This is a genomic window from Sulfitobacter sp., assembly GCF_036961165.1.
Taxonomy (GTDB): Bacteria; Pseudomonadota; Alphaproteobacteria; order Rhodobacterales; family Rhodobacteraceae; genus Sulfitobacter.
In genome coordinates, this window is record NZ_JBALVJ010000001.1 from 197,252 (window position 1) to 223,767 (window position 26,516).

At 58.2% G+C, this 26,516-nt stretch carries 25 protein-coding genes; 13 read left to right on the forward strand and 12 right to left on the reverse strand.

All coding sequences use genetic code 11. The annotated features are described in order from the left end of the window. Positions 1-41: 41 nt before the first annotated feature. Positions 42-938 (reverse strand): LysR family transcriptional regulator, encoded by an 897-nt coding sequence (locus V7730_RS00990; RefSeq protein ID WP_335745702.1) that lies wholly within the window; start codon positions 936-938, stop codon positions 42-44. A 184-nt stretch (positions 939-1,122) separates the two neighbouring features. Here V7730_RS00990 and V7730_RS00995 point away from each other — a divergent pair, with 184 nt between their 5' ends. The 10 genes from V7730_RS00995 (at position 1,123) to V7730_RS01040 (ending at position 12,387) form a co-directional block, all read left to right on the forward strand. Then, positions 1,123-4,521, forward strand: coding sequence for an indolepyruvate ferredoxin oxidoreductase family protein (locus V7730_RS00995; RefSeq protein WP_335745703.1), 3,399 nt, complete (start codon positions 1,123-1,125; stop codon positions 4,519-4,521). Positions 4,522-4,573: 52 nt separating this feature from the next. Next, complete coding sequence (locus V7730_RS01000; protein ID WP_335745704.1) at positions 4,574-5,461, forward strand: lysophospholipid acyltransferase family protein; 888 nt, start codon at positions 4,574-4,576, stop codon at positions 5,459-5,461. A 5-nt stretch (positions 5,462-5,466) separates the two neighbouring features. Continuing rightward, on the forward strand, positions 5,467-6,276 hold the full coding sequence (locus V7730_RS01005) for a glutamate racemase (protein ID WP_335745705.1): 810 nt from the start codon (positions 5,467-5,469) through the stop codon (positions 6,274-6,276). Between the two features lie 43 nt (positions 6,277-6,319). After that, on the forward strand, positions 6,320-7,348 hold the full coding sequence (argC, locus tag V7730_RS01010; RefSeq protein WP_335745706.1) for an N-acetyl-gamma-glutamyl-phosphate reductase: 1,029 nt from the start codon (positions 6,320-6,322) through the stop codon (positions 7,346-7,348). Positions 7,349-7,363: 15 nt separating this feature from the next. Continuing rightward, positions 7,364-7,807: a cytochrome c maturation protein CcmE gene (gene ccmE / locus V7730_RS01015; RefSeq protein WP_335745707.1), complete on the forward strand. Its 444-nt coding sequence runs from the start codon at positions 7,364-7,366 to the stop codon at positions 7,805-7,807. A 72-nt stretch (positions 7,808-7,879) separates the two neighbouring features. Then, positions 7,880-8,491, forward strand: coding sequence for a holin-associated N-acetylmuramidase (locus V7730_RS01020; protein WP_335745708.1), 612 nt, complete (start codon positions 7,880-7,882; stop codon positions 8,489-8,491). Then, on the forward strand, positions 8,482-9,054 hold the full coding sequence (locus V7730_RS01025) for a holin family protein (RefSeq protein ID WP_335745709.1): 573 nt from the start codon (positions 8,482-8,484) through the stop codon (positions 9,052-9,054). The genes V7730_RS01020 and V7730_RS01025 overlap by 10 nt, the downstream gene beginning before the upstream one ends. 67 nt (positions 9,055-9,121) lie before the next feature. Next, positions 9,122-11,089, forward strand: coding sequence for a heme lyase CcmF/NrfE family subunit (locus V7730_RS01030; protein WP_335745710.1), 1,968 nt, complete (start codon positions 9,122-9,124; stop codon positions 11,087-11,089). Further along, positions 11,086-11,538, forward strand: a complete 453-nt coding sequence (locus tag V7730_RS01035) for a cytochrome c-type biogenesis protein (RefSeq protein WP_335745711.1) — start codon at positions 11,086-11,088, stop codon at positions 11,536-11,538. Before V7730_RS01030 ends, V7730_RS01035 begins: the two co-directional genes overlap by 4 nt. 72 nt (positions 11,539-11,610) lie before the next feature. Next, positions 11,611-12,387, forward strand: a complete 777-nt coding sequence (locus V7730_RS01040; RefSeq protein ID WP_335745712.1) for an enoyl-CoA hydratase-related protein — start codon at positions 11,611-11,613, stop codon at positions 12,385-12,387. A gap of 87 nt (positions 12,388-12,474) precedes the next feature. On the opposite strand, the gene V7730_RS01045 is transcribed toward V7730_RS01040, so the two are convergent. The 4 genes from V7730_RS01045 to gltX form a co-directional block, all read right to left on the reverse strand. Beyond that, complete coding sequence (locus tag V7730_RS01045; RefSeq protein WP_335745713.1) at positions 12,475-12,786, reverse strand: hypothetical protein; 312 nt, start codon at positions 12,784-12,786, stop codon at positions 12,475-12,477. 77 nt (positions 12,787-12,863) lie between these two features. Beyond that, entirely contained in the window at positions 12,864-13,784 is a 921-nt protein-coding gene (locus V7730_RS01050) for a calcium-binding protein (RefSeq protein WP_335745714.1), read from the reverse strand. 428 nt (positions 13,785-14,212) lie between these two features. Continuing rightward, positions 14,213-15,508 (reverse strand): citrate synthase, encoded by a 1,296-nt coding sequence (gene gltA, locus V7730_RS01055; RefSeq protein WP_335745715.1) that lies wholly within the window; start codon positions 15,506-15,508, stop codon positions 14,213-14,215. Between the two features lie 120 nt (positions 15,509-15,628). After that, entirely contained in the window at positions 15,629-17,029 is a 1,401-nt protein-coding gene (gene gltX, locus V7730_RS01060; RefSeq protein WP_335745716.1) for a glutamate--tRNA ligase, read from the reverse strand. A gap of 129 nt (positions 17,030-17,158) precedes the next feature. Between gltX and V7730_RS01065 the strand changes: the two genes are divergently transcribed. Together V7730_RS01065 and V7730_RS01070 are read left to right on the forward strand one after the other, a co-directional pair. After that, a complete protein-coding gene (locus tag V7730_RS01065; RefSeq protein ID WP_335745717.1) occupies positions 17,159-17,959 on the forward strand; it encodes a DUF4131 domain-containing protein in 801 nt (266 codons plus the stop codon). Continuing rightward, complete coding sequence (locus V7730_RS01070; protein ID WP_443070170.1) at positions 17,917-19,188, forward strand: ComEC/Rec2 family competence protein; 1,272 nt, start codon at positions 17,917-17,919, stop codon at positions 19,186-19,188. Before V7730_RS01065 ends, V7730_RS01070 begins: the two co-directional genes overlap by 43 nt. Before the next feature lie 18 nt (positions 19,189-19,206). Here V7730_RS01070 and lexA read toward each other — a convergent pair whose 3' ends face one another. From lexA to V7730_RS01105, 7 genes are all read right to left on the reverse strand, one after another. Next, positions 19,207-19,899 carry a transcriptional repressor LexA gene (gene lexA / locus V7730_RS01075; protein ID WP_335745718.1) on the reverse strand — a complete coding sequence of 231 codons (693 nt, stop codon included), beginning with the start codon at positions 19,897-19,899 and terminating at the stop codon, positions 19,207-19,209. A 66-nt stretch (positions 19,900-19,965) separates the two neighbouring features. Continuing rightward, on the reverse strand, positions 19,966-21,138 hold the full coding sequence (locus V7730_RS01080; RefSeq protein ID WP_335745719.1) for a molybdopterin molybdotransferase MoeA: 1,173 nt from the start codon (positions 21,136-21,138) through the stop codon (positions 19,966-19,968). Then, entirely contained in the window at positions 21,135-21,608 is a 474-nt protein-coding gene (gene moaC / locus V7730_RS01085) for a cyclic pyranopterin monophosphate synthase MoaC (RefSeq protein WP_335745720.1), read from the reverse strand. Before moaC ends, V7730_RS01080 begins: the two co-directional genes overlap by 4 nt. Beyond that, entirely contained in the window at positions 21,608-22,420 is an 813-nt protein-coding gene (gene trpC, locus V7730_RS01090) for an indole-3-glycerol phosphate synthase TrpC (protein ID WP_335745721.1), read from the reverse strand. Before trpC ends, moaC begins: the two co-directional genes overlap by 1 nt. Beyond that, positions 22,417-23,079, reverse strand: a complete 663-nt coding sequence (locus V7730_RS01095) for a uracil-DNA glycosylase (RefSeq protein WP_335745722.1) — start codon at positions 23,077-23,079, stop codon at positions 22,417-22,419. Before V7730_RS01095 ends, trpC begins: the two co-directional genes overlap by 4 nt. Further along, positions 23,079-24,098: an anthranilate phosphoribosyltransferase gene (gene trpD / locus V7730_RS01100; protein WP_335745723.1), complete on the reverse strand. Its 1,020-nt coding sequence runs from the start codon at positions 24,096-24,098 to the stop codon at positions 23,079-23,081. The genes V7730_RS01095 and trpD overlap by 1 nt, the downstream gene beginning before the upstream one ends. Next, positions 24,095-24,676: an anthranilate synthase component II gene (locus tag V7730_RS01105; protein WP_335745724.1), complete on the reverse strand. Its 582-nt coding sequence runs from the start codon at positions 24,674-24,676 to the stop codon at positions 24,095-24,097. Before V7730_RS01105 ends, trpD begins: the two co-directional genes overlap by 4 nt. Before the next feature lie 181 nt (positions 24,677-24,857). Between V7730_RS01105 and V7730_RS01110 the strand changes: the two genes are divergently transcribed. Then, positions 24,858-26,441: a divergent polysaccharide deacetylase family protein gene (locus V7730_RS01110; protein ID WP_335745725.1), complete on the forward strand. Its 1,584-nt coding sequence runs from the start codon at positions 24,858-24,860 to the stop codon at positions 26,439-26,441. Positions 26,442-26,516: the final 75 nt, after the last annotated feature.

Genomic DNA, 26,516 nt, shown 5'->3' on the forward strand with positions numbered 1-26,516 from the left:
GCCCGTTATGCGCTGAATGCATAGCTTGGGTCCGCTAGTGATTAGCTCTCTCTTAGCTGTCTGCGATAAGAGATAATCTCATCCTGAACAAAATCCTTAAAGGCGGCGACGCGTTTTGATTGGCGTAGCTCTTCGGGGTAGGCGAGGAAGACGGGAACTTCGGCTGACTCCACCTCGGGAAGGACGCGCACCAGATCGGGGAAGTCCTGTGTAAGGTAGTCAGGCAGAACCCCAATACCCAGATTGTTCAGCACCCCCTGAAGCACGCCAAAATAGTTATTTACCGTCAGCAAAGACTTCACATCATACATCATGAGTTGCTGAATGAGGTTGAGGCCGGCCCCCACCTGATCGCTAGCTATACTTTGGCAGATCAACCGATAATCGGCGATGTCTTCGATCCGCTCGGGTGTGCCGTTGGCCTTAAGGTAGGCGGGGCTGGCGTACAGGCACATGCGCACGGTCATCAGTCTTTTGCGTACAAGATCCGCCTGTGAGGGTTCCTTGAGGCGGATGGCAACATCTGCCTCGCGCATGGGTAGATCCAGCACACGCTCTTCTAGCATGAGGTCAACTTTGAGGTCGGGATATTTGTCATAGAGTTTGGATAGACGCGGTGCGAGCCACAGAGTGCCAAAGCCAGTCGTGGTGGTTACGCGAAGTTCGCCGAACACCTCTTCTTCGCTGTCGCGGATACGAGCTGATGCAGCATCAAGGCGCTTTGACATGGCGCGCGTAGCGTCGAACAGCAGCTCTCCCTGTTCGGTGAGAATCAGGCCGCGGGCATGCCGGTGGAACAGATTTGTGTTAAGCTGTTCTTCTAGACCGCGAACTTGGCGGCTGACGGCTGATTGCGACAGGTTTAATTTGTCACCAGCATGGGTCAGCGAGCCCGCGTCAGCCACCGCGTGAAAAATTCTCAGCTTGTCCCAATCCATCTTCATTCCTCTCGGTTGTTGGCTCTCATACCGGAAGATAGCCGCCGGACACAGTCCAAACCTTAGGGGAAAAAATAGAAATTGCATTACATGCTATACAGGTCAGTAAATATGACCTATCGTGTGTGGTGATTATGCATGTTAGTGCAGGCTGTCGGTCTGCCGGTTTCTTGGGAGGGTTACCATGACAACGCAAAAAATTTCACTCAATGATCGCTTGGACCTGAGCAAAAGCCCTGTCTTGCTGAATGGCACACAGGCACTGGTGCGGGCGATGATGATGCAGGCGGCGAGGGATCGCGCGGCTGGATTGAATGCCGCTGGTCTGGTGACGGGCTACCGTGGTTCGCCGCTGGGGGCGGTGGACATGCAGATGGCGCGCGCTGAAAAGCAGCTGACTGAGTATAACGTCACCTTCCAACCGGGCTTGAACGAGGATTTGGCAGCGACCGCCCTTTGGGGTGCGCAGCAGGCCGAAGTCCGTGGTGAGGGCAAGTACGACGGTGTCTTTGGCCTTTGGTACGGCAAGGGGCCGGGCGTGGACAGATCTGGCGATGTGATGCGTCACGCCAATATGGCGGGCAGCTCCAAGCATGGCGGCGTTGTGATGGCCATGGGCGATGATCACACGGGCGAATCCTCCACCGTGTTGCACCAATCCGACTTTGCGATGGTGGACGCATATATGCCGGTGCTGTCACCGGCTGGTGTGCAGGAGATACTGGATTACAGCCTGTACGGCTGGGCGTTGTCGCGGTTCGCAGGGGTCTGGGTTGGCCTCAAGACGATGAAGGACACGGTCGAGGTGACTTCGGTCGTAGACGGAGACCCTCACCGCCTGAAGTTCGTCACGCCAGACTTCCCGATGCCCGAGGGCGGTTTGAACATTCGTCTGGTGGATGACCGGATCGATCAAGAAAGGCGTCTAATTGATCACAAACGCTATGCAGCAGAGGCTTTTGCCTATGCAAACGGCATCGACAAGCGCGTCTGGGGTAAGCTGGGCGCCAAGATTGGTTTCGTTGCCGCGGGCAAGAATTATCTTGATCTGGTGCATGCCATGTCACTGCTCAACATTGACGCCGCAGAGGCCGAGCGGCTGGGCATCACGACATATAAGGTCGGCCAGACTTGGCCGCTCAACATGCGCGGTTTTAAGGAATGGGCCGACGGGCTGGACCTGATCATCGTGATTGAGGAAAAGCGCAAGCTTATCGAAGTACAGATCAAAGAAGCGCTGTTTGATACCCGCGATCATGTGCGCGTCTTTGGTGGGACCAAGGCGGGGAAGGAGTTCTTCTCGGCTGCTTGGGCGCTTGATCCTGTGGATATTGCTGAAAAGCTGGGGAATGTCCTGTGTGATGAGGGGCGCGGCACGGATGGCATTCGCGCTGGCCTGTCTGATCTGGCCGAGGCAAGACGCGCAGACAACACCGAAGAGCTTGCCGGCCGGTTGCCCTATTTCTGCTCAGGCTGTCCGCACAACTCCTCCACCAAAGTGCCTGAAGGCAGCCGTGCTTATGCGGGCATTGGCTGCCACTTCATGGTGCAATGGATGGACCGTGAGACATACGGCTTTACCCACATGGGGGCAGAAGGTGCCAATTGGATCGGTGAGGCGCCGTTCTCAAACACGCCGCATGTGTTCCAGAACCTAGGCGATGGCACCTATAACCACTCCGGTGTTCAGGCGATCCGTGCTGCCATCGCGGCGAGTACGAATATCACCTACAAAATTCTCTTTAACGATGCGGTAGCCATGACAGGCGGGCAACATAACGAGGGCGATCTGAATGCGCCGCGTATTGTGGCTGAGCTGAAGGCCATGGGGATCAAGACCCTCGAAGTCGTCTATGACGAGAAAGAGGATGTGGATTTTGCGGCGTTCAAGGGCACGCCCACCCATGAACGTGCCGAGTTGCAATCGGTGCAAGAGCGGCTGGCGAAGGTCGAGGGCGTCAGCGCCATCGTCTACATCCAGACCTGTGCTGCCGAAAAACGCCGCCGCCGCAAGCGGGGGCTGTTCCCTGATCCGGACAAGCGGATGTTCATCAATACGGACGTTTGCGAAGGCTGCGGCGATTGTGGTGTGCAATCCAACTGCGTCTCGATCGTGCCCGCCGAAACCGAACTGGGGCGCAAACGCGCGATCGACCAATCCTCCTGCAACAAGGATTTCTCCTGCGTGAACGGGTTCTGCCCGTCTTTCGTCACGCTGGAAGGCGCCAAAGTGCGCAAGGAAGCAACCACTGAGGTGAAAATCCCTGATCTGCCTGTGCCAAAACTGCCAGAAATCGACGGCACCTATAACGTGGTGATCACCGGCGTTGGCGGTACTGGCGTTGTAACCATTGGTGCCGTGCTTGCACAGGCCGCGCAGATTGACGGCAAAGGTGCCGGCATGATGGAGATGGCGGGGCTTGCGCAAAAGGGTGGTGCAGTGAGCATCCACTGCCGCCTTGCCGAGCGGCCAGAAGACATCAGCGCAATCCGTGTAGCCACAGGCGAGTGTGACGCGTTAATTGGTGGCGATCTGGTTGTCTCTGCGGGCAATAAGACGCTGGGCCTGACCTCAACAGGGCGCACGGGTGCCGTGGTGAACAGCCATCAGATCATCACGGGCGAGTTCACCCGCGATACCGAATTCCAGATGCCTTATGACCGGCTGGAACTGGCGCTTGAGGCGCGGATCAAAGACAAGCTGTCGATGTTTGATGCGTCGGACCTTGCTAAGACGACACTAGGCGACAGCATCTATTCTAACATGATGATCTTTGGTGGTGCTTGGCAGCGCGGATTGATCCCGCTGTCATTGGATGCTGTTCTTGATGCGATCCGTCTTAACGGCGCTGCAGTGGAGCGAAACCTGAGGGCGTTCGAGATCGGGCGCTGGGCAGTTCTGTTTCCGGCCGAAGCGGCTGCGGTGCTGGCGCCTAATGTGATCTCGTTGCCCAAGACGCTGGATGAAAAGATTGAGTTCCGCCGTGATCACTTGGCGGCTTATCAGGGGGCGGGGCTAGCCAAACGCTATGCTAAAATGCTTGACGGTGTAACTGACATCGCTGTGCGTGAGGCGGTGGCTGAAGGGTATCACAAACTGCTGTCCTATAAGGACGAATACGAGGTCGCGCGCCTGCTGCTAAGCAGCCGTGAAAAGGCGCAGGCCGAGTTTGAGGGCGATTTCAAGATGTCCTTCAACCTTGCTCCGCCGCTTCTCTCCAAGGTGGGTCCGAACGGGCGCCCGTTGAAGCGGGAGTTTGGTCCATGGCTTGAGCGGCCCTTGCGCATGATGGCAAAGATGAAACGTCTGCGCGGTACGCCGCTGGATATCTTCGGCTACACCGCCGAGCGTAAGATGGAACGCTCTTTGATCAAGCAATATGAAGGTGATATGCGCGCTGTCCTGCCCAAGCTGGACGCCGACACGCGTGAAGCCATCGTGGCGCTGGCCGTTTTGCCGCTTCAGATCCGTGGGTTTGGTCCGGTAAAACAGGCCAATGAGGCGAAAGCAGCCAAGCGTCGCGAAGAGCTGTTGAGCGTGATCCGCGCGGGTGGAGCGCCGCTGGCAAAGGCGGCAGAATAGCGTCATAACGCTGTAACATGGCACGGATAAAGCGGGGGAGAAGGAGCCTGATATGGGAGTGATCCAGTCCCCGCTTACGATCCGTGATCTTAGCTATGCCTGGTCCGCCGAGACCCGTGGTGGCAAGGCCATGATCCGGCTAATGGAAAACTCCACCGGCCGGATTTCTCTCATCAAGCGTGCGCGTGGCTATGAGGATGATCTGGCGCGGGGGGGCAACTTCTTTGACGTGATGGTGGCGCGTTACGGTCTGACGCTTGATGTTGTGGGCGGAGCACTTGCCAATATACCGCAAGATCGTCCGCTAATCATGATCGCCAACCATCCCTACGGCATTTTGGACGGGCTGATGATGGGGCACTTGCTGTCGAGCACGCGTCCTGATTTCAAGATCATGGCCAATTCGGTTTTTGCCCGCGCGCCGGATTTGCAGCGTAACCTGCTGCCGATCAGCTTTGAGCAAACTAAAGAGGCGCTTGCGCTGAACCTGAAGACACGGCGCACAGCGCTCGATTATTTGGGGCAGGGCGGGGCGATTGGTATCTTCCCCGGGGGCACGGTCAGTACGGCGGCAAAGCCGTTCTCGCGGCCGATGGACCCCAACTGGCGTAGCTTCACGGCGCGTATGATCGCGAAATCCGATGCCACGATATTGCCGATCTACTTCGACGGCCAAACCAGCCGGATGTTCCAGATTGCCAGCCATCTGCATGTTACTCTGCGCATGGGGCTGCTTATCAAGGAATTCAACAAACGCGTGGACACACCTGTGCGGGTTGTTATCGGAAAACCACTGGGCCGCGATATTTTGGAGCCCATGGCCGGTGATGCAAAAGCGATGATGGATTTCCTGCGTAAAGCCACGTATGAACTTGCTCCAGAACCGCCCGAATGTTTCGCGGCGGGATATGATTTTGAGGACCGGCATCGCAGCCGGTAAGGCGCATGGCGGTAGGTATTTTTGACAGCGGTTTGGGTGGGTTAACGATCTGGGAAGCCGTGCAGGCGCGCCTGCCGGATCAAGAGTTTATCTATCTCGCTGATAGCGCCCATGCGCCCTATGGCGTGCGCAATGCCGACGATATCTATGATTTGACCGTGGCCGCGACCCAACGCCTGTTTGATGCGGGCTGCGATCTTGTTGTGCTCGCCTGCAACACGGCCTCGGCTGCTGCCTTGCGGCGTATGCAAGAGGGCTGGGTGCCGTCGGACAAGCGGGTGTTGGGCGTGTTTGTGCCGCTCATTGAGGCGCTGACTGAGCGGGAATGGGGCGACAACTCTCCGCCGCGCGAAGTTGCGGTTCATCATGTGGCGCTTTTTGCGACACCTGCCACCGTTGCCACCCGTGCCTTCCAACGTGAGCTGGCGTTTCGTGCCATCGGGGTTGATGTCGAGGCACAGGCCTGTGGCGGTGTTGTCGATGCTATCGAGGACGGGGATATGATCCTTGCCGAAGCATTGGTGCGCAGCCATGTTGACGCGCTCAAACGCAAGATGCCAAAGCCTGACGCGGCCATCCTCGGCTGTACCCATTATCCGCTGATGAAGGACACGTTTCAGGATGCGCTGGGCGCGGATGTGTCGGTGTTCAGTCAGGCTGATCTGGTCGCCGAGAGCCTCGCCCACTACCTTGGTCGGCATCCTGATAAGCTTGGTAGCGGGCAGGCGGGGTTCCTGACCACCGGCGATCCTAAACGAGTCAGCGACCGTGCTACCCAGTTCCTCCGACGACCGATTTCGTTTACTGCAGCCTGAAGCTGCCAATTGCACGATATCCTCTCATTTACGGACGACAGACATGACATATAACATCGCGATTCTTGGGGCTTCTGGCTATACTGGAGCTGAGTTGATCCGGCTGATCGCTGGTCACTCTTTCATGAAAATAAAGGCTTTGGGAGGGAATTCCAAAGCGGGGAAAAGCATGGCATCGGTGTTCCCGCACCTGCGCCACCTTGATCTGCCCGATCTGGTGACGATGGAAGAAATCGACTTCTCCCAGATTGATCTGTGCTTTTGTGCGCTGCCGCATAAAACCTCGCAAGAGGTGATTGCGCAGCTGCCGAAGGACCTCAAGATCGTTGACCTTTCAGCCGATTTCCGGCTGCGCGATCCCGAAGAATACCAGCGTTGGTATGGCAATCCGCATGCTGCGTTGGAGCAGCAGGAGGAGGCTGTCTATGGCCTGACCGAGTTCTACCGAGAAGAGATTAAAGCGGCGCGTTTGGTCGCTGGCACAGGCTGCAACGCCGCCACGGGGCAGTTTGCCCTGCGGCCATTGATCACAGCCGGCCTGATTGACCTGGATGACATCATCCTTGATCTCAAGTGCGCTGTGTCCGGTGCTGGCCGCGCGCTTAAGGAAAATTTGCTGCATGCAGAGCTGTCCGAGGGCTATCACGCCTACGCTTTGGGCGGCACGCACCGCCATCTGGGAGAGTTCGATCAGGAGTTTTCCGCGCTTGCAGGGCGTCCCGTCAAAGTGCAATTTACACCGCACCTGATGCCTGCAAACCGTGGAATTCTTGCGACAATTTACGTCAAAGGTGATCCGCACGCCATTCACAGCGCGTTGAAAGCTGCCTATGTGGACGAGCCGTTCATTGATGTTCTGCCCTTCGGTGAGGCGCCGTCGACACGGCACATCCGTGGCTCTAACTTTTGCCATATCGGGGTGACCGGTGACCGCATCGAGGGCCGCGCGATTGTGGTCGCGGCCCTTGATAACTTGACCAAAGGGTCGTCAGGCCAAGCGTTGCAAAACGCCAATCTGATGTTAGATATTAATGAGACCGAGGGGCTTATGATGGCGCCTCTGTTCCCCTGATCTTGTGAGGCCCGCATGAAAAGTCTGAAAAAACAGCGCCGTATCCAGCTGATTGCCGTGGCAGTTGTCGCGCTGATTGGCTCGACCGCCTTGATCGGCTACGGCATGCGGGACGGGATCAACTTCTTCCGCGCGCCCAGTCAGGTGATGGCAGAGCCGCCTTCACCGACTGAAGTCTTCCGCATTGGCGGGCTGGTTGAGGAAGGCACGCTCAAACGCGGTGAGGGGGAGCAGATCAGATTTTCAGTAACCGATGGCGGAGCGAGCGTTCCAGTGGTCTACGCTGGGGTGTTGCCCGATCTGTTTGGTGAAAACGAGGGTATGGTTGGAACGGGGCGCTACATCAACGGGGTCTTCCAAGCCACTGAAATACTTGCACGACATGATGAGACCTACATGCCAAGAGAGGTCGTGGATGCGCTCAAGGCGCAAGGCGTTTACAAAGAGCCTGACAGCTAAGACCGCACGCACAGGTTAGCCGGCGTTAACCTGTTTCAGGCTTGATTTCCCTTAGATTGTGAGGGGAAAGACATGAGCACTGTCAGGCAGATTGCCCAAGAAATTGTCGACCGCGAAGGCGGGTATGTGAACGATCTCGATGATCCGGGAGGGGCAACCAATTTTGGTGTGACGATCCACACCATGCGACGTCTGGGGCTGGATCTGGATCGGGATGGTAGCATCACCTCCGCCGATGTGCGCGCGCTTACCCGCGCACAAGCAGTGCAGATATTCCTTGAGCATTACTTCAACCGCCCCCTGATCGCGGAGTTGCCGCAACCGCTACAGGCCACGGTGTTTGATATGTATGTGAACGCGGGCAGCAATGCGGTGAAAATTCTGCAGCAGCTTCTGGTCGATATGAGCTTTGAAATCGCAGTGGACGGGGCATTGGGGCCGCAAAGCCTATCTGCGGTGCGTGCAGCATTTGAGGCCGGACCCGAGGAGATGGTGAATGCTTACGGCATTGCGCCACGTAACTATTACTTCCGCATCGCAGACAGACGCACAGCCAGCCGTAAGTATGCCCGCACGCGGGCAGGCGGCAAAGGGGGCTGGATCAAGCGGGCAGAGGAGTTCATTGCACCAAGCTATCACATGACGACGGCACAATTCAAAGCGAGGACAGCACCATGGGTATGATCGAGCGTCTCTTCGGCGTCGTCTTCGGGAATAATCGCAATGTTTTGCGTGATACTGTCGAGGTGTTTCGTGAAAACGCTGAGACCGCAGCGGCGCGCGTTGCTGTTGTTCAGGGGCAAGCGATGGATCAATACAGGCAGGAATTTCGTGCGCCTGCGAAAGGTGGGTTTGACCGCTTTATGGATGGGGTAAACCGGCTTCCACGTCCTGCGCTGGCTTTAGGGACTTTGGGGTTGTTCGTGTCCGCCATGGTGGCGCCCCTCTGGTTTGCGCAGCGTATGCAGGGCATCGCGCTGGTGCCGGAGCCGCTATGGTGGCTGTTGGGGGTCATCGTCTCTTTCTATTTCGGTGCACGTAATCAGGTCAAAACGCAGGAATTCCAGACCAGCATCGTCAATACGATCAAGCATGTCCCTCAGGTGGTCGAGAATATCGAGATGATCGGAAAACTGCGCGCTGATGCTGTCGGGGTAGCAGGCGTCGAATCCGACGCGCGCCTTGCTGCGCAAGCGCTGCGCAGCGATGAGAATCCGGCGTTGCAGGCATGGTGGTCTGCGCGGTAAGCGCCTGCGGCTCTATGACCCTCCGATTGTGATTGGAACGACTGCGCGGAGGGCGTATATTGCCCGTATGATTACAGAACTCGGACATTTCGCCCTGCTACTCGCCTTTGGCGTCGCACTCGTTCAAATGATAGTGCCCATGATCGGGGCAGCCAAAGGCTGGCCCGGCTGGATGGCCGTGGCTGAACCCGCGGCTGGGATACAGTTCCTTTTGATCGCGGCGTCATTCGGAGCGCTGATGTGGGCCTTTATCACGTCTGACTTCAGCCTTGCTGTGGTTGTGGCCAACAGCCATTCGATGAAGCCGATGCTTTATAAATTCAGTGGGACATGGGGCAACCACGAAGGCTCTATGCTGCTGTGGGTACTGATTGTGGCGCTGTTCGGTGCAATGGCTGCGTGGTTCGGCGGGCAGCTTCCGGCCAGTTTGCGCGCCCGCGTGTTGAGTGTTCAGGCCTCAATCGGGGTGGCGTTCATAGCGTTCATTCTGCTGACATCAAACCCGTTTGACCGCTTGGCAGTGCCGCCGTTTGACGGCCAAGATCTCAATCCCCTGCTGCAGGATCCGGGTTTGGCGTTCCACCCGCCGTTTCTTTACCTCGGCTATGTGGGGCTGAGCATGGCGTTCAGCTTTGCTGTGGCCGCGCTGATTGAGGGGCGTGTAGATGCGGCATGGGGGCGTTGGGTCCGGCCGTGGACGCTTGCCGCTTGGATATTCCTGACAATCGGCATCGCTCTGGGCTCTTGGTGGGCCTATTATGAGCTTGGTTGGGGCGGTTTCTGGTTCTGGGATCCGGTGGAAAACGCAAGCTTCATGCCGTGGTTGTTGGCGGCAGCACTGCTGCACTCGGCCATTGTGGTGGAGAAGCGTGAAGCTTTGAAAAGCTGGACGATACTTCTGGCGATACTTGCCTTCGGCTTTTCGCTGATCGGGACGTTTATCGTCCGCTCAGGCTTGCTGACATCAGTTCATGCGTTCGCCAACGACCCGGATCGCGGGATATTTATTCTGGGTATCATGGCATTCTTCATGGGCGGGGCATTGATTCTGTATTCCCTGCGCGCAGGTGCGATGGAAGCGAAAGGCGTCTTTGGCCTTGTTTCGCGGGAGAGTGCATTAGTAGTGAACAACTTGCTTTTGGCTGTCGCATGCTTTGTCGTTTTTGTCGGCACCATGTGGCCGCTGCTGGCCGAGATGTTCTTTGACCGCAAGCTAAGCGTTGGCCCGCCATTTTTCGATGCGGCGTTCACACCGTTTATGGTGTTGCTGGGGCTGGCGTTGCCTGTTGGTTCTTCTATGGCATGGAAACGCGCGAGCCTGAAACGTGCGCTTTATCCTTTGCGCTATGTGTTCGTAGTGGCTTTGGCGATTGGTGGGCTGGCTTGGGCCATGCAAACGGGTCGGAGCTTGATTGGGCCTGTGGGCATGTTCCTTGGCGCTTGGGTGCTGATGGGCGTTGCAGTTGATCTGTTGCAGCGCACAGGGCGCGGGCCGAACCGTCTGCGCCGCTTGTTCCGTCTGCCCGGTGCAGATTGGGGCAAAGCGACGGCGCATGCGGGGCTTGGCATCACGATTATGGGGATTGCGGGCATCTATGCCTGGACAGTCGAGGACATCCGTGTGGCGCAGATTGATGTGCCGTTCGAAGTTTATGGCTATGAGATGACCCTGCGCAGCGTGACCAAAGACAACGGGCCAAACTATGTCTCCACAACGGCGGTGATTGACGTTGTGCAGGACGGCAAGTTCATCGCGACACTGGCGCCGGAAAAGCGGTTCTATCCAGTGGCCCAGATGCCGACGACCGAAGCGGCGATCCACCAGAACGCCAAACGTGATCTCTACCTTGTTATCGGGGATGAGCAGGTGGGCGGCGGCTGGGCGGTGCGTACCTATGTGAAAGCGATGACCACATGGATCTGGATCGGCTGCGGACTGATGGCGCTTGGTGGCATCTTTAGCTTGCTTGACCGGCGCTTCCGTGTGGCCGTTGGCGCGCGTAATCGGGCGGATTCGCAGGTACCAGCGGAATGAAGCGTCTTGTCCTGATGCTGATGTTGCTCGCCAGCCCGTTGGCCGCGGTTGAGCCTGATGAGGTCCTCTCTGATCCGGTGCTCGAGCAACGCGCGCGTGAGCTGTCCAAGGGTCTGCGCTGTCTGGTCTGCCGCAACGAGAGTATCGATGAAAGCAACGCATCGCTTGCCAAAGACCTGCGCTTGCTGCTGCGCGAGCGGTTGGTCCAGGGGGACAGTGACACAGAGGCCGTGGAATTTATTGTCGCGCGCTACGGTGAATATGTTCTGCTGAACCCGACACGGGGTGGTGCTAACTGGATTTTGTGGGGCGCAGGGCCGATGATGCTGCTGCTCGCAGGTGGGGTTGGCATGCTCTATGTGCGCGGCCGCAGCCGTGCAAAAGCGCCACAAGACGAAGAGCTCAGCGATGTTGAGGCGCAAAGACTCCGTGATATCCTGAATAAGTAACGTCCCGTCGGTATGGCAGTCTTAGAAGCCTATGCTATCACTACGCGTGACATAGATAGATATGAGGGTGCCATGGACTACCAGACAATCACTTATGAGCTGAACGATGGCATGGCCGTCATAACGATGAACCGTGCGGACAAGTACAATGCGCTGACCACGCAGATGCGCGCCGAGATCGAGCATGCATTTACCCGTGGCGGCAGGGATGCCCGTGTGATTGTGATCACCGGCGCTGGCAAGGCGTTCTGCTCGGGTCAGGATCTGGGCGATCGCGCCACTGGTGCGTCGATCGATCTGGAGCGGACGCTGCGCGACGAATATGCACCCATGCTGCGCGCGATCATTAACTGCCCTGTGCCAACCATTGCAGCTGTCAACGGTGCGGCTGCAGGGGCCGGGGCCAATCTGGCGTTGGCGACCGATGTGGTTTTTGCCACCGAGAGCGCCTATTTTTTGCAGGCTTTCACCCGCATTGGCCTGATACCCGATGCTGGCGGCACTTATACTTTGCCCCGTCAAATGGGGATGGCCAAGGCTATGGGCGCGGCACTCTTTGCTGACAAGATCTCGGCGCGTCAGGCGGATGAATGGGGCATGATCTGGGAAGCGGTGGAGGATCACTTGTTTCAGGCCCATTGGCGCGCCAAGGCCGCCCAGCTGGCGGCAGGTCCGACAGCAGCTTATGCAGCGGTCAAAGAGGTGATCCGCGACAGCTGGAACAACACGCTGGAAGAGCAGCTGACGCTCGAAGCGAAAGAGCAGGGTAAATGCGGTAAGACGCGGGACTTCAAAGAAGGCGTACTTGCCTTCACCGAAAAGCGCGCCGCAGCGTTTGAAGGGCGCTGATCGCCTCGCACGTTAGGCGTTCATAACGCAAAAGGCCGCTGCTCGGAATGAGCAGCGGCCTTTTGTTTTTGCTAGCAATAAGGGGTGTCAGCTAAGGACCCAGCGCTCTACGAGCAAGACATCAGAGACGTTAGGCGCTTTGCCATTGGCGCTGGCGATGACGGCCACTGCCACGCCGTTTGCCAAGACCGTATGAACCGACACAGAGACTTTGTTGATCGTAATCTCAGGAGGTGCTTCGCCCTCGTCATAGACCACAGCGATGTGATCTGTCTCGCCTCGGGCGTCGGGTATCAGCGCGCCTTTGAGGCCTCTCTCGCAGTGTGCTTTGCTGGGCAGCAGGCTCTTAGCCTTGGCCCATTCGTAGTGGGTGGTTGTATCCAGTTGGGAATGTGCCATGGGGGGTGCTCCTATGAAGCTGGCGCTTTATTTAGTCAGGAGGCCGGGTGCATCCGGCCTCCCTGCAGCTTAAAGGATTAGGCTGCCGCAGCATTTGGATCGAACAACGCTTCCACAGTATTTTCCGCAATCAAGGTGATGTCTTCGATCGATACTTCACCGGCGCGGTTCGGAATAGTGGCAAGCACATTGTCGCCCATACGGATGATGACGTCATCGCCTTCGTCTGTGACCGTCACATCGTAGTCTGCTGATGTGTCATCAACGATTATGGTGATCGCATCTTCGGCGCTGTTGAAGCCCCGGATGGTCGCACCCGCATCTGGGTCAGACTGCTCGGACATGATGTGGAAAGTGTCGTTTCCTTCGTTGCCGTTGGCAATGTCCAAAGAGCCTACGATAAGTTGGTCGTCACCTTCGCCGCCGCCCAGCACATTGCCCATGCTGTCATCGCGCAGGTCGATGCCACCGTTCAAATCGCTGAGCGAGTCGCCACCGCGCAGGTCAACCATCTCTTCGAGATCAAGCGGAATGCCGTCAATGATACCACCGAAGACTATGTCGTCACCTTCGCCGCCACGCACGTCATCTGTACCGCGACCACCAAGCACTGTGTCGTTGCCTTCGTCACCGCGCACTGTATCCCAGCCATAGTCGCCTGATACCCAGTCATCACCGCCTTGACCCTCGATCAGGTCCTGGCCGCGGTTGCCAGTGATAATGTCCTCACCATCGCCGGAGCAAAGCATGTCGTCGCCGTCTTCGCCTTGAAGCACGTCGTCACCGTCGCGGCCAAAGATAGTGTCGTTACCAGCACGCCCGTTCATCACGTCATCGCCGGCCATGCCGTCAAGGAAATCGTTTCCTTCTTCCCCTTCAAAACGGTCGGCTTCTTCGGTGCCAGTCAGCTCAACAGTATCCTCATCATCATTATCCGAGTCATTAACTGCAAAACCCAAGATAGCCATCGGCAGCGCAAGTCCTAGTAACATCAACATAGCAATAAATCCCTTGTGCGAGGTTGTTTGACTATGACTACGCAGTGTTCCAGCCACCGGTCAAGGTTCTGTTAACTATTGTATACAGCCCCGAAACAATGCCTTAATTTCGCCGCCTTTTCCGATTTTTTGCTCCGGTTCCGGTGTCTTGGTCGGCTGTAATCTGCCGAAGCTAATCGAAGTTTTGATGGCTTGGAAACCAAAGGGCAGCCCGAACCGGCTCCGATTCGGAGCAGAGATTAAGCAAAAATACTGGGGTTTTGGGTAGGTCGAGCGAGGAAGTGGCAGGAGGAAATAAAGAGAAGGCGGTGGTCGAGGCCAGATATTGCCTCAAGACAGCGTGCCATATTTCGGCCAAAATTACGCCACACATAAAAAAGCCCCCGGAGGCTATCTGCTTCCGGGGGCGATTGTCTTACAGGTGCGGTTTAGCGCTTTTCGATATCCACGTAGGCGCGGACATCTTCACCTTGATAAAGTTGGCGTGGACGGCCAATTTTCAGCTGTGGATCGTTGAGCTGTTCCTTCCACTGCGAAATCCAGCCAACGGTACGCGCAAGCGCAAAGATCGGCGTGAACATCGACGTGGGGAAGCCCATCGCTTCAAGGATGATGCCAGAGTAGAAGTCGACGTTCGGGAACAACTTCTTGTCTGCGAAATACGGATCTTCTAGAGCCTGCTTTTCCAGTTCCTTGGCGACTTGAAGGATCGGGTTGTTTTCGACACCCATCAGTTCAAGCACTTCATCCGCAGACTGCTTCATCACAGTCGCGCGGGGATCGAAGTTTTTGTAGACGCGGTGACCAAAGCCCATCAGGCGGAACGGGTCATTCTTGTCCTTTGCGCGTGCGATGAACTCTGGGATGCGGTCCGGTGTGCCGATCTCTTTGAGCATCTCAAGGCAGGCTTGGTTCGCACCACCGTGGGCAGGGCCCCAAAGGCAGGCAATACCGGCTGCGATACACGCAAAGGGGTTCGCGCCCGAAGACGAGGCAAGACGCACTGTAGAGGTCGACGCGTTCTGTTCGTGATCTGCGTGCAGCGTAAAGATACGGTCCATCGCGCGGCTCAGGATAGGATCAACCACGTAGTCTTCTGCGGGAACGGCAAAGCACATGCGCAGGAAGTTGGACGCATAGTCCAGATCGTTGCGCGGATATACGAACGGTTGGCCGATTGTATATTTGAACGCCATCGCTGCGATTGTCGGCATCTTTGCGATCAGACGGATGGACGCAACTTCGCGCTGCCATTCGTCGTTGATGTCTGTTGAGTCGTGGTAGAATGCGGACATCGCGCCCACAACACCAACCATCACGGCCATCGGGTGTGCATCGCGGCGGAAGCCACGGAAGAAGTTGATCATCTGTTCGTGGATCATCGTGTGATTGGTCACACGGTCCTCGAAATCTTCAAGCTCTTTGGGGGAGGGCAGCTCACCGTAAAGCAAAAGGTAGCAGACTTCGAGATAATGGGATTTTTCGGCCAGTTCCCCGATGGGATAGCCGCGGTGCGTCAAGATACCTTCGTCGCCGTCGATAAAGGTGATCGTGCTGTCGCAAGACGCTGTAGAAGTAAAGCCGGGATCATAAGTGAACACGCCCGCTTGGCTGTAAAGCTTGCGGATGTCGATCACATCAGGGCCGGAGGTGGGAGAGAACATCGGCAGTTCGATGGTCTTATCTCCAATGGTCAAGGTTGCGGATTTGGTACTTTCGGCCATGCGTTTCCCCTTCTAGGTTGGCTACGGATACACGCGCGCACCCGGAGATGCGCCAGCCCGTGCCGACGCATCCTTTTTTGTTCTTACCTCTGACACCCTTAAAGACAGATTTATACTGTCTCAGGATGCAGCGTCCGTCAGGCGGGCCAAGGTCTCGTCGTGGCCCAGCACCAGCATCATATCAAACACCGAAGGAGTCACAGCGCGGCCAGCAAGGGCTGCACGTAGCGGCCCCGCGAGAGCGCCGAATTTCGTACCCTTGGCAGCCGCGAAACCGTTCAATACGTCTTCGAGCGTTTGTCGCTCCCAGCTAACATCTTGCAGATGCGGCGTCAATTCTCCCAGTATACCACGGGATACCGAATCCAGCGCCTTGGCCGCTTTCTCATCTTGCTGGATCGGACGGCTGGCCAGAATAAATTGACCTTTTTCAAGAAGTTCCGGCAATGTCTTGGCGCGTTCTTTGAGGCAGTACATGGCTTTTTCCAAACCGTCGGCCTGTTCTGACGTTAGGGGACTTTGACCGGCGGCTTTCAAATAATCTTCGATCTCGCGCCGCAGTGCGGCATCATCTGCAATGGCAATATGTTGGCCGCAGATGTTTTCAAGCTTCTTCAGATCGAACTGTGCGGGGCTTTTGCGGATGCCGTCAATGTCGAACCATTCTTTGGCCTGCGCATCGCTGAAAAACTCGTCGTCGCCATGGCTCCAACCAAGGCGCGCGAGATAGTTGCGCATGCCCGCAGCGGGGTAGCCCATTACCTGATATTCCTGCGCGCCCAACGCGCCATGGCGTTTGCTGAGCTTTTTGCCGTCGCTGCCGTGGATTAGTGGGATGTGCGCCCAAACGGGAACATCCCAGCCCATGCCGTGATAAATCATCATCTGGCGCGCTGCGTTATTGAGGTGGTCATCGCCGCGGATCACGTGAGTAACGCCCATGTCATGATCATCCACCACCACGGCCAGCATATAAACGGGCGACCCGTCAGAGCGCAGCAGGATCATGTCATCAAGCTGGGCGTTATCAATCGTTACGTTGCCCTGCACCTGATCGCGGATCACGGTCTGGCCGCCATCGGGCGCCTTGATGCGGACTACAAAAGGCGCATCTGGATAGGTTGCCGGGTCGGCATCGCGCCAAGGTGAGCGATACAGCGTGCTGCGGCCTTCGGCGCGGGCGGCCTCACGGAAGGCCTCTATTTCTTCTTGTGTGGCAAAGCATTTGAATGCGGCGCCTTTTTCAAGGAGGGCATGGGCCACTTCGACGTGACGCGCGGCCATCTCGTGCTGGCTTACGACGTCACCGTCATGATCCAGGCCCAGCCATGCGAGCCCTTGCAAGATCGCCTCGGTCGCTTCGGGCGTATAGCGTGCGCGGTCCGTGTCCTCGATCCGCAACAGGAACTTACCGCCCCGACCACGGGCATAAAGCCAGTTGAACAGGGCTGTGCGTGCGCCGCCGATGTGCAGAAAACCCGTAGGGGAAGGGGCGAAACGGGTGACGATTTCAGAGCACATGGGCGGTCCTTTCGGGGGGTATTTTCTGGCAGTCATGCTGTTCATACTTTGGTCATGTTTACCGTTTGGTAACCAACCGCCGCATAAAGTTTCCGTCTATCTATCCAGTGCAGCGAACGGGGGCAAGTAATGGGCGCGGCATCTGCCTTCGCGGAAAAAATGCGCGCCGAGCGGGGGACGTTATTCGGCTGGGTGCCTGTATGTCTGGCTTTCGGGATAGGTGGTTATTTTCCTTGGGATTCGAACCTTCGGCGGTCCATCTGGCTGCTGTCGGGCTTTTTTCACTTGCTGGCGCGGCTCCTGCCTGAGCCTGTGCGTCCTTTCGCGGTGGCAGGTATGCTTGTCAGTGTCGGCGTATTGCTTGCGGCGGGCAGGGCGCATTCGGTTGCCGGGCCTGTGCTGGATTTCCGCTACTACGGCGCGGTTGAGGGGCGGATCATCGCGATCGACCGCAGCCAGTCCGATGCACTGCGCCTGACGCTGGACGATGTGGTGTTAGACTGGGTGCCACCCGGGCGCACGCCACAACGGGTGCGCCTGTCTTTGCATGGTGACCGTTCGGTCGATATCGCAGCCGAACCCGGTTTGCGGGTTATGCTGACAGGGCATCTGTCGCCGCCTTCAGGACCGGTAGAGCCGGGAGGCTTTGATTTTCAGCGCCATGCATGGTTTGTGCGGCTCGGGGCCGTCGGCTATGCTCACACGCCGCTCATGGGCGTGGCTGAGCCGCAGGGGGGGGGCTTGGTGTATTCAAGCTGCGCATGGCGGCTTCTGCCCGTATTCAGTAGGTGCTGGGCAGAGACGTTGGCGGGTTCGCCGCGGCTATCACAACGGGAGATCGGTCTGCCATCAGTCAGGCTGCTCTCGACGCTCTGCGCGCGAGCAATCTGGCGCATCTGTTGGCGATCTCGGGGTTGCACATGGGCCTGATGTCAGGGGTGGTGTTTGCCGCCTTGCGACTGACTTTTGCCTTGGTGCCACCGGTGGCGCTTCGGGTGTCGGCACGCAGCATTGCAGCGGGTGGTGCCTTGATCGCGGCCGCTGGATATCTGGCGTTGTCGGGCGGCAATGTAGCCACCCAGCGGGCCTTTATCATGGTGGCCGTGGCGCTTTTTGCGCTGATGATCGGACGGCGCGCGATCAGCCTGCGCGGGGTGGCAATTGCTGCCACGATTGTGCTGATCCTCAGGCCGGAGGCGCTTATGGGGCCGGGTTTTCAGATGTCATTTGCAGCCACCATCGCGTTGGTTGCGGTTTTTGGCTGGATGCGGGATGGGCAGATCCCCCTAGGGCCGCGTTGGCTGCAACCTGTTCTGGCGGTCGTAGTGTCTTCGGCAGTGGCAGGTTTTTCCACGGCGCCCATTGCGGCGGCGCATTTCAACGCAATTGCACAGTATGGCTTGCTGGCGAACCTCGTCTCGGTACCGCTGATGGGGGTATTGGTCATTCCGGCAGCCGTGGTGGCGGTTGTGCTTGCCCCGCTGGGGCTTGACGCGGTGGGGCTGTGGGGGATGAGCATCGGGGTTCGATGGATCCTCTATGTAGCCCACTTCATTGCCGATCTACCGCAAGCGCGGACCTATGTGGTCGGGCCGGGGAGCTGGGTGCTGCCGTTGCTGGCGATGGGATTCCTGACACTGCTGCTGTGGCGCGGGCGATTGCGATGGGGTGGTGCCGTCGCCATGGCGGCTTCTTTTGTGATCTGGTCCGGTGCGCCGCGGCCGGACGTTCTGGTGTCGGATAGCTGCACGCTGGTGGGCGTGATGACACCGCAGGGGCGCGCCCTGAGCAAAGAGCGAGGAGCAGGGTTTGTCGCGCGCAACTGGTTGGAAAATGATGGTGATGGAGAGGACCAGTACACCGCCGCGCGCCGTTGGCAGCAAGGCGACACCTTTATCCATATCTCTGGCAAGCGCGCGGCTGCGGCTTTTAGCGGATGCAGGAAAGGGCAGATTGTCGTCAGTTCAGTGTCTTTGGAGCAAAGCGATCTGCCGTGTACTCTGCATGACCCAGAAAGCCTCCGCCATACGGGGGCAGTCGCCTATGTTTTTGGGGAGCAGGGCGCGATGACCATCAGAACAGCGCGCGCCGCAGCAGGTGAGCGGCTTTGGACGCAGTGGCCAGAGGAGAAACCGCGCGGGGAATACCACGCGCGGTGAAAAGCCAACTAGCCAGCGCTAGTAAGAGCGGATCAACCCGACCAGACGACCCTGAACCTTTACCTGATCGGCATGGAATACGCGTGTCTCATACATAGGGTTCGCCGCTTCGAGAGCGATGGCGCTGCCCTTACGTTTGAACCGCTTGAGCGTGGCCTCATGGTCATCAACCAAAGCCACAACAATGTCACCGTCATCGGCCACAGAAGTTTCGCGGATCACGACGACATCGCCATCATTGATCCCCGCCTCGATCATCGAATCGCCTTTAACTTCAAGCGCGTAATGTGTACCGGCACCGGCAAGCATGGCATTAGGTACGGTCACCCCATGCGAGCGTTGGTTGATCGCTTCAATAGGGACACCAGCGGCGATTTTTCCCATCACAGGAAGCTCTGTCGCCTCAATGGTTGTCACGGGCAAGGCCTTAGCGGGCGGTGGCCCATCGGGGAGATCGCCGTCAATTATGCGTGGCGTAAAGCCGGCACCGGTCATGCTGTCGGGGAGTTTCACAATCTCGAGGGCGCGAGCGCGGTGCGCGAGGCGGCGGATAAACCCGCGTTCCTCCAGCGCTGTGATCAGGCGGTGGATGCCCGATTTGGACCGCAGATCAAGCGCCTCTTTCATTTCGTCAAAACTGGGTGGAACGCCATCACGCTGTACCCGTTTGTGGATGAATGCCAGCAGATCGAGTTGTTTTTTGGTCAGCATAACGCGGTCCTTGCCCCTTTTTATCTCATTTTGTTCTAGGGACGTTCTTGTTTTGTGTCAACTCTTTCAAAGGTCGATAATGCGAACCATCGCACCGGTCGGCTGTGCCGGATCATTGGGCGGGCGCACCATCAGCGCCGATGCCGTAGCCAAAACGCTCAGCAACGAACTGTCCTGACGGGAGGCTGCTGTGACCATGCCGTTGACCAGATTAGCGCGCATATAATGCTCTCGGGGGCCATTGGCGGGAATGTCTGCCGCCAGAGGCATCAGGCGTTCGGGGGCTGGCTGTTGGCCCAACCCCAGCATCGCGCGGATCATGGGGGCCACGAAAATGCAGCCACATACCATGGCAGAGACCGGATTTCCGGGCAGGCCTACCATTGCTGTATTCTCAAGCCGTCCCGCCATCAGCGGTTTGCCGGGTCGCATGGCAACCTTGTAGAAAGACTGTTGCATGCCAAGTTCTGCTGCGACAGGGGCAACCAGATCGTGATCTCCGACAGAGGCGCCGCCAATCGTGATGATCAGATCTGCCCCCTGCGCCAGCTCGAAGCTGCGCTTGAGCGAGGCTGCGTTGTCGCGGGCAATGGGCATCAGCCGCGCAGTGGCACCAAGCTCTTCCAGCGTGGCTGCCAGGCCATAGGTGTTGGAGGCGATGATCTGGTCCGGTCCCGGAGACTCACCCGGTTGGACCAGCTCGTCTCCGGTTGCGATGATGGCAACGACCGGTTTCACATAGACCGGAACGCTGGCGATGTTCATTGCGGCCAGCAACGCGATGTCCGCAGGGCGCAGGCGGCGCGGCGCGCTAAGCGGTGTCCCTTCGACAAAGTCACCGCCAGCGGGGCGGATATTGTCTTTGCTACCGATTTTGTAGCCCAAGGTAATCAGATCACCACGGCGAGTGACGTCCTCTTGGATAACTACGAAATCCGCGCCATCTGGTACCGGCGCACCTGTGAAGATACGCACGGCCTGTCCGGCGCGCAGCGACCCTTCATACCGGTGGCCGGCAGCTGCTTCGCCAACGACTTTGAACATCGCATCCAGCTCAACTTCTGCGCGGCGCAGGGCGTAGCCGTCCATTGAGGAGGCGGCAAACGGGGGCTGGGTGCGTTGCGCTGTGACTTCACGGGACAGAACGCGGCCGTTCGCATGACGCAGGGCGACATGCTCGACCGGCATCACGGAAGTCAGCGCAAAGAGGTTATCCAGCGCCTCAGGGACGCTGATCATAGCGCTTCGTGACGGCCCGATTTGCCGCCGTCTTTCAAAGTGACGCGCAGGCCGCTGATTTCCATGCCCTTGTCCACGGCTTTGCTCATGTCATAAACGGTCAGCGCCGCGACCGAAGCCGCTGTCAGCGCCTCCATCTCCACACCGGTCTGGCCAGTCGTCTTGACGGTGGCAGTTATCCGGATGCCGGGCAGGTCCGCGTCAGGCACCAGATCAACCGAAACCGAAGTGATCGGCAGCGGGTGACACAGCGGAATGAGATCGGAAGTCTTCTTGGCCGCCATAATGCCTGCAAGCCGCGCAACGCCCAAAACGTCACCCTTCTTAGCGCGCCCTTCGGTAATTATATCAAAGGTTTCACGCTTCATCTTGATGTGATTTTCTGCGGTGGCTATGCGCGCGGTTGCGGCTTTGTCGGACACATCAACCATATGCGCATGGCCGTCTCCATCAAAATGGGTGAGCGCCATTACATACCCCCCGCGCGCAGCGGATCGGCAAGCAGGTGGCGCGTGGCTGCGGCCACGTCTTCCTGCCGCATTAGGCTTTCGCCAATAAGGAAAGTGCGCGCGCCGTAGCGGGCCATATCAGCCAGATCCGCAGGCGTGTTCAGCCCGCTTTCACAAACAATCAACCGCTCACCGGGGATCAGCTTTGAGAGGGTGCGCGTCGTGTCCAGCGAGGTCTCGAACGTGTTGAGATTGCGGTTGTTGATCCCGATCATGCGGGATTTCAATGTAAGCGCGCGCCCCAACTCTTCGGCGTTATGAGTCTCGATCAGCGCGTCCATACCGTAGTGGGTGGCAGCATCTTCCAACTCGGCGGCTTGCGCATCCGAGACCGACGCCATGATGATCAAGATACAGTCGGCGCCAAGGCTGCGCGCTTCGGCGACCTGATAGGTGTCATACATGAAATCCTTGCGCAGGATGGGCAGATCGCAGGCTTCTCGGGCTTCTACCAGAAATTCTTTCGCGCCCTGAAAACTGGGAGTGTCGGTCAGGACCGACAGGCAAGTCGCGCCACCGTCCTCATAAGCCTTCGCCAGCGCGGCAGGCTCGAAATCGGCGCGGATAAGGCCCTTGGACGGGCTGGCTTTCTTGATTTCAGCAATCAGGCCGTAATTTTCGATCGAAGCGTCAAAAAGCGCTTTGGCAAATGGGCGTACCGGCGGCGCGTTGGCGGCTTTCGCCTCCAATTCTTTCAATGGCAGAGCGGCCTTGTCAGCGGCGATTTCTTCAAGCTTGTAGGCTTTGATTTTGTCTAGGATTGTTTGTGTCATACGGCCTCCGGATCGCCCCAGTTTATGGACCCACGCCCTTGGCTACGCAACCATGCATTACAGCGGCTGAAAGGCTGAGAACCCAAGAACCCGCGATGTGCTGACAGCGGGGAAGGGTGGGCGGTTTCAAGCTTGAAATTCGTAGTTTGATCGACGCGGGCCGCGGCCTTATTTGCAGGAGCACCCCACAACAGATAGGCACAGGGTTGCCTAGCCAGCTTTGCGAATACCTGCTCTGTCAGGGTTTGCCAGCCTAGCTTTGCGTGGCCCTTTGCCACCCCTTGCGGCACCGTCAGGATGGTATTCAGTAGCAATACCCCCTGATCGGCCCAGTCATCCAGTTCGGTTCGCGTGCGGGTGATGCCGAGATCGCTGTGCAATTCCTTGAAGATATTACCAAGGCTATCCAGCCGCCCGCCAAAGTCGGCAGTGATTGAAAAGGCAAGGCCGTGGGCTTTGCCTGGTGTGTGGTAGGGGTCCTGACCAAGGATGACGACCCGCACGTCATCAGGCTGCACCCGCTCAAGTGCGTCGAAAACAAGGGGGGCGGGGGGCAAGAACTGGCGTGTCTCTGCGCGCAGCGCGGCCTCAATTGCAGGCAATTCTTGTGTAAAGAACGGCAACTCACCCCAAGCGCCGAGGTGGGCCAGACTAAACATCAGCCCGCTTGTGTGATGCGTGCCACGGCGGTGATCTTGTCGCGCGCGGCACCGGAATCGATGCTAGTGCGGGCCATCTCGACGCCTGCGCGCAGGTCCGGCGCGGCATCCGCGATGACCAGCGCAGCGGCCGAATTAAGCAAAACCGCATCACGGTAGGCCGATGGGGTCCCATCCAGCAACGCGTTGAAGGCCACGGCGTTCTCTTCTGGTGTGCCGCCGACGATGCTCTCAAACGGGTGGACTGGCAGGCCTGCGTCTTCGGGATGAATCTCTATCTCGTCGATGGCGCCATCTTTGCGCAGCGCGCTGACCCAACTGATGCCGGTGATGGTCAGCTCGTCTGTGCCGTCCGAGCCGTGGACAAGCCATGCGGCCTCTGACCCAAGCAGTTTGAGCGTTTCGGCCATCGGGCGCGTCAGCTCACGCGTGTAGGTGCCGGTCAGTTGTCGTTTGACGCCGGCAGGGTTGGTCAGGGGGCCAAGGATGTTGAATATCGTCCGCGTGCCAAGCTCGGCACGGGTGGGCATAACATGTGCAATCGCCGGATGATGCATCGGCGCCATCATAAAACCGATACCGGCTTCATTCAGCGCTTGCTCTACGATCTTCGGGCCAACCATGGTTTTCAGACCCATCTGCCCCAGCGCATCCGCCGCGCCCGATTTGGAGCTGAGATTGCGGTTGCCGTGTTTTGCCACAACCACGCCGACACCTGCCACGACAAAGGCCGTGGCGGTGGAGATGTTGAGCGTGCCTTTGCCGTCACCGCCTGTGCCTACAATATCCATTGCGCCTTCGGGCGCATGCACGGGGTTGCACTTGGCGCGCATTACAGCGGCGGCGGCAGTGTATTCGTCCACAGTCTCGCCGCGGGTGCGCAGCGCCATGAGAAAACCGCCGATCTGGCTGGGCGTTGCTTCGCCGGTAAAGAGGATTTCAAAGGCCTCTTCGGCCTGTTTGCGGGTCAACGGGCCGTTGGCAGCCGCATCAATGAGGGGTTTGAGGCGTTCGCTCATGCGGGTTCTTTGACCTCCTTGAGGAAGTTCTCCAGCAGCGCGTGGCCGTGTTCGGAGTGGATAGATTCAGGATGGAACTGTACGCTGTGGATCGGCAGTTCGCGGTGTTGCAGGCCCATGATGGTGCCATCTTCCAGCTCTGCCGTAATTTCCAGACAGTCGGGCAGGGTTGCCCGCTCAACGATCAAGGAGTGATAACGGGTCGCGGAAAAAGGGTTGGGCAGGCCCGCAAACAGACCTTTGTTGGTGTGATGCATCACGCCAAGCTTGCCGTGCACAATCTCGTTTGCGCGCACAACACGCCCGCCAAAAGCTTCGCCGATGGTCTGATGGCCGAGGCAGACCCCCAACAGTGGAACCCCAGCCTTTGCGGCGGCCTTGGTCAAGCCAAGGCAGATACCAGCCTGCGCAGGGTCGCATGGACCGGGACTGAGGACGATGCCAGAAGGGCGCATCTCCATCGCTTCCTCAACGCTCAGCGTGTCATTACGCCTGATTTCCATCTGCGCACCCAGCGCACCCAGATAGTGCACGAGATTGTAGGTGAAGCTGTCATAGTTATCGATCAACAGGAGCATCTTGGGGAAACTTCGTATTAGGACTAGAGAAGGCGCATAGAGACGGGGTATAGGTGTCGTTGGTAGATGGTCAGTCTTGGGCGCAATCGTCAAGGGGCAGGGCCGCCGCATTTTGCAATAACCGGAGCATAATATCCGGAATGCCAGAGATGCGGAATAACAGGACAAGGGTGCAACAGCTATGGCACAGGGCATTTTGAGCGGTATTGGATTGGGCGCAGTGTTCAGTTTGGGTGTGGCAGGCGTGGTGTCTGTTTTGGTCCCTATTGAACCACGTCCAGCACCAGAGCTTGGGACTGCAGAGACAGTTGCCGTGCCGGAAGCACCTGTTGAACAGCCGCGTGTAACAATCACGTACGAGACCGGCAGCGCTCCGGTACAGCCACAGGCGAGCCTTCGCGCGCCCGCCAGCGAAGAATTGCCGAACGAACCAGTCGCCGCTGCCTTGCCACCGCAGATGGCAACCGATCTGGGGGAGGGTATCACCGAAGCACCGCTTGACGGCGCGCCAGTGACCGCCCCTACGACCGAGACAGCAGCGCTAGCGCTTCAGCCGCGGCCCTTGCCAACGCTTGAGAACGGCCAGACGGACGCCACTCCACAAGTTCCCGCAGCGCTTCCACAGCCACAAACCGGTGGTGCTGCCAGCCTGACAAAGCCACGACCGCTGCCGACAATTGTGAGCGTGCAGCCCGATGCCGAATCCCCCGTTCTACCCAATCCGCAAGCCCTTGCGCCGATGATCCCCGATGACAGTGTGGATGCGGATGTCACAACACAGGCCGAAGCCAATGAGGCTGTAGAGCCTCAGGCCGATCCCGCCGAGGAGGTGGTTGTGGTTGTTGTTCCGCCGCAAACGCAAGAGCCGTCAGAAACCCAAACCGCCGAGCAGGCCTCCGAAGCCGAAACACCGACCGCGCCAAAGCCACGTGTCTTGCCCGCGCGGGGTGATCAGGCAGTGACGCTTGGAACGCCGGTGCTGCCTCGCATCGGGACGCCGGCGAATAGCCTTATTACCCGCGATGAGCAGGGAGGCAGTGTTGAAACCTTGACCCAGACGGCTTCGAATGATCCAGTCGATGCGGCGCCGATCCGTCGCTACGCACAGCCCTTCGAGAATCCCGAGGGCAAGCCGCTGATGGGTATCGTCTTGATGGACACTGGCGCTGATTTGGACGCTGCCGAAATCGGACTGCCCGCCTTGTCGAGTTTTCCATATCCGGTCAGCTTTGCCGTGGACGTGACCCTTGTGGACGCCGCCAAACGGGTTGAGCGCTACCGTGCAGAAGGTTTTGACGTCTTGGCGATGGTTAACCTGCCACAAGGTGCGCGGCCATCAGATGCTGAAGTCTCCATAAGCGTAGCGCTCAACGGGATGCCTGAGATCGTTGGTGTGCTGGAAGGCACAGGCGAGGGGCTGCAAAGCAGCCGCGAAGTGGCCGATCAGGTCACCCGTATCTTGCTGGCCAGCGGGCACGGTCTGGTTACGCAGAACCGTGGCCTTAACTCGATGCCGAAACTGGCCGTCAAAGAGGGTGTGCCAGCCGCGCCGGTCTTCCGTGATTTTGACGCAGAGGGCCAGCAGCCCCGCGTCATCCGCCGCTTTCTGGATCAGGCCGCGTTCAAGGCGGGGCAGGAGGGCGGTGTCATCATGCTCGGTCGTCTACGTCCGGAAACGATCGAGGCGCTGCTGGTATGGGGTTTGGCCGAGCGCGCAAGTTCGGTTGCGCTGGCACCTGTGTCGGCGGTCTTGCTCGCGCAGTGATGGCGATGAACTGTTAAGATAGCAAAGCAGGTGTTTGGCCCGAGGCGCGCCGATGACTGATGTTGAGAACAGGAG

Coding starts and splice junctions, on each gene's coding strand:
- V7730_RS01110 (WP_335745725.1), top strand. CDS start 24,858: ATGGCACAGGGCATTTTGAGCGGTATTGGATTGGGCGCAGTGTTCAGT.
- V7730_RS01095 (WP_335745722.1), bottom strand. CDS start 23,079: ATGTTTAGTCTGGCCCACCTCGGCGCTTGGGGTGAGTTGCCGTTCTTT.
- V7730_RS01080 (WP_335745719.1), bottom strand. CDS start 21,138: ATGATCAGCGTCCCTGAGGCGCTGGATAACCTCTTTGCGCTGACTTCC.
- V7730_RS01105 (WP_335745724.1), bottom strand. CDS start 24,676: ATGCTCCTGTTGATCGATAACTATGACAGCTTCACCTACAATCTCGTG.
- V7730_RS01040 (WP_335745712.1), top strand. CDS start 11,611: ATGGACTACCAGACAATCACTTATGAGCTGAACGATGGCATGGCCGTC.
- gltX (WP_335745716.1), bottom strand. CDS start 17,029: ATGTGCTCTGAAATCGTCACCCGTTTCGCCCCTTCCCCTACGGGTTTT.
- trpC (WP_335745721.1), bottom strand. CDS start 22,420: ATGACACAAACAATCCTAGACAAAATCAAAGCCTACAAGCTTGAAGAA.
- V7730_RS01050 (WP_335745714.1), bottom strand. CDS start 13,784: ATGTTGATGTTACTAGGACTTGCGCTGCCGATGGCTATCTTGGGTTTT.
- V7730_RS01005 (WP_335745705.1), top strand. CDS start 5,467: ATGGCGGTAGGTATTTTTGACAGCGGTTTGGGTGGGTTAACGATCTGG.
- V7730_RS01000 (WP_335745704.1), top strand. CDS start 4,574: ATGGGAGTGATCCAGTCCCCGCTTACGATCCGTGATCTTAGCTATGCC.
- argC (WP_335745706.1), top strand. CDS start 6,320: ATGACATATAACATCGCGATTCTTGGGGCTTCTGGCTATACTGGAGCT.
- V7730_RS00995 (WP_335745703.1), top strand. CDS start 1,123: ATGACAACGCAAAAAATTTCACTCAATGATCGCTTGGACCTGAGCAAA.
- V7730_RS01035 (WP_335745711.1), top strand. CDS start 11,086: ATGAAGCGTCTTGTCCTGATGCTGATGTTGCTCGCCAGCCCGTTGGCC.
- V7730_RS00990 (WP_335745702.1), bottom strand. CDS start 938: ATGGATTGGGACAAGCTGAGAATTTTTCACGCGGTGGCTGACGCGGGC.
- gltA (WP_335745715.1), bottom strand. CDS start 15,508: ATGGCCGAAAGTACCAAATCCGCAACCTTGACCATTGGAGATAAGACC.
- V7730_RS01030 (WP_335745710.1), top strand. CDS start 9,122: ATGATTACAGAACTCGGACATTTCGCCCTGCTACTCGCCTTTGGCGTC.
- V7730_RS01025 (WP_335745709.1), top strand. CDS start 8,482: ATGGGTATGATCGAGCGTCTCTTCGGCGTCGTCTTCGGGAATAATCGC.
- lexA (WP_335745718.1), bottom strand. CDS start 19,899: ATGCTGACCAAAAAACAACTCGATCTGCTGGCATTCATCCACAAACGG.
- ccmE (WP_335745707.1), top strand. CDS start 7,364: ATGAAAAGTCTGAAAAAACAGCGCCGTATCCAGCTGATTGCCGTGGCA.
- V7730_RS01020 (WP_335745708.1), top strand. CDS start 7,880: ATGAGCACTGTCAGGCAGATTGCCCAAGAAATTGTCGACCGCGAAGGC.
- V7730_RS01065 (WP_335745717.1), top strand. CDS start 17,159: ATGGGCGCGGCATCTGCCTTCGCGGAAAAAATGCGCGCCGAGCGGGGG.
- moaC (WP_335745720.1), bottom strand. CDS start 21,608: ATGGCGCTCACCCATTTTGATGGAGACGGCCATGCGCATATGGTTGAT.
- V7730_RS01045 (WP_335745713.1), bottom strand. CDS start 12,786: ATGGCACATTCCCAACTGGATACAACCACCCACTACGAATGGGCCAAG.
- trpD (WP_335745723.1), bottom strand. CDS start 24,098: ATGAGCGAACGCCTCAAACCCCTCATTGATGCGGCTGCCAACGGCCCG.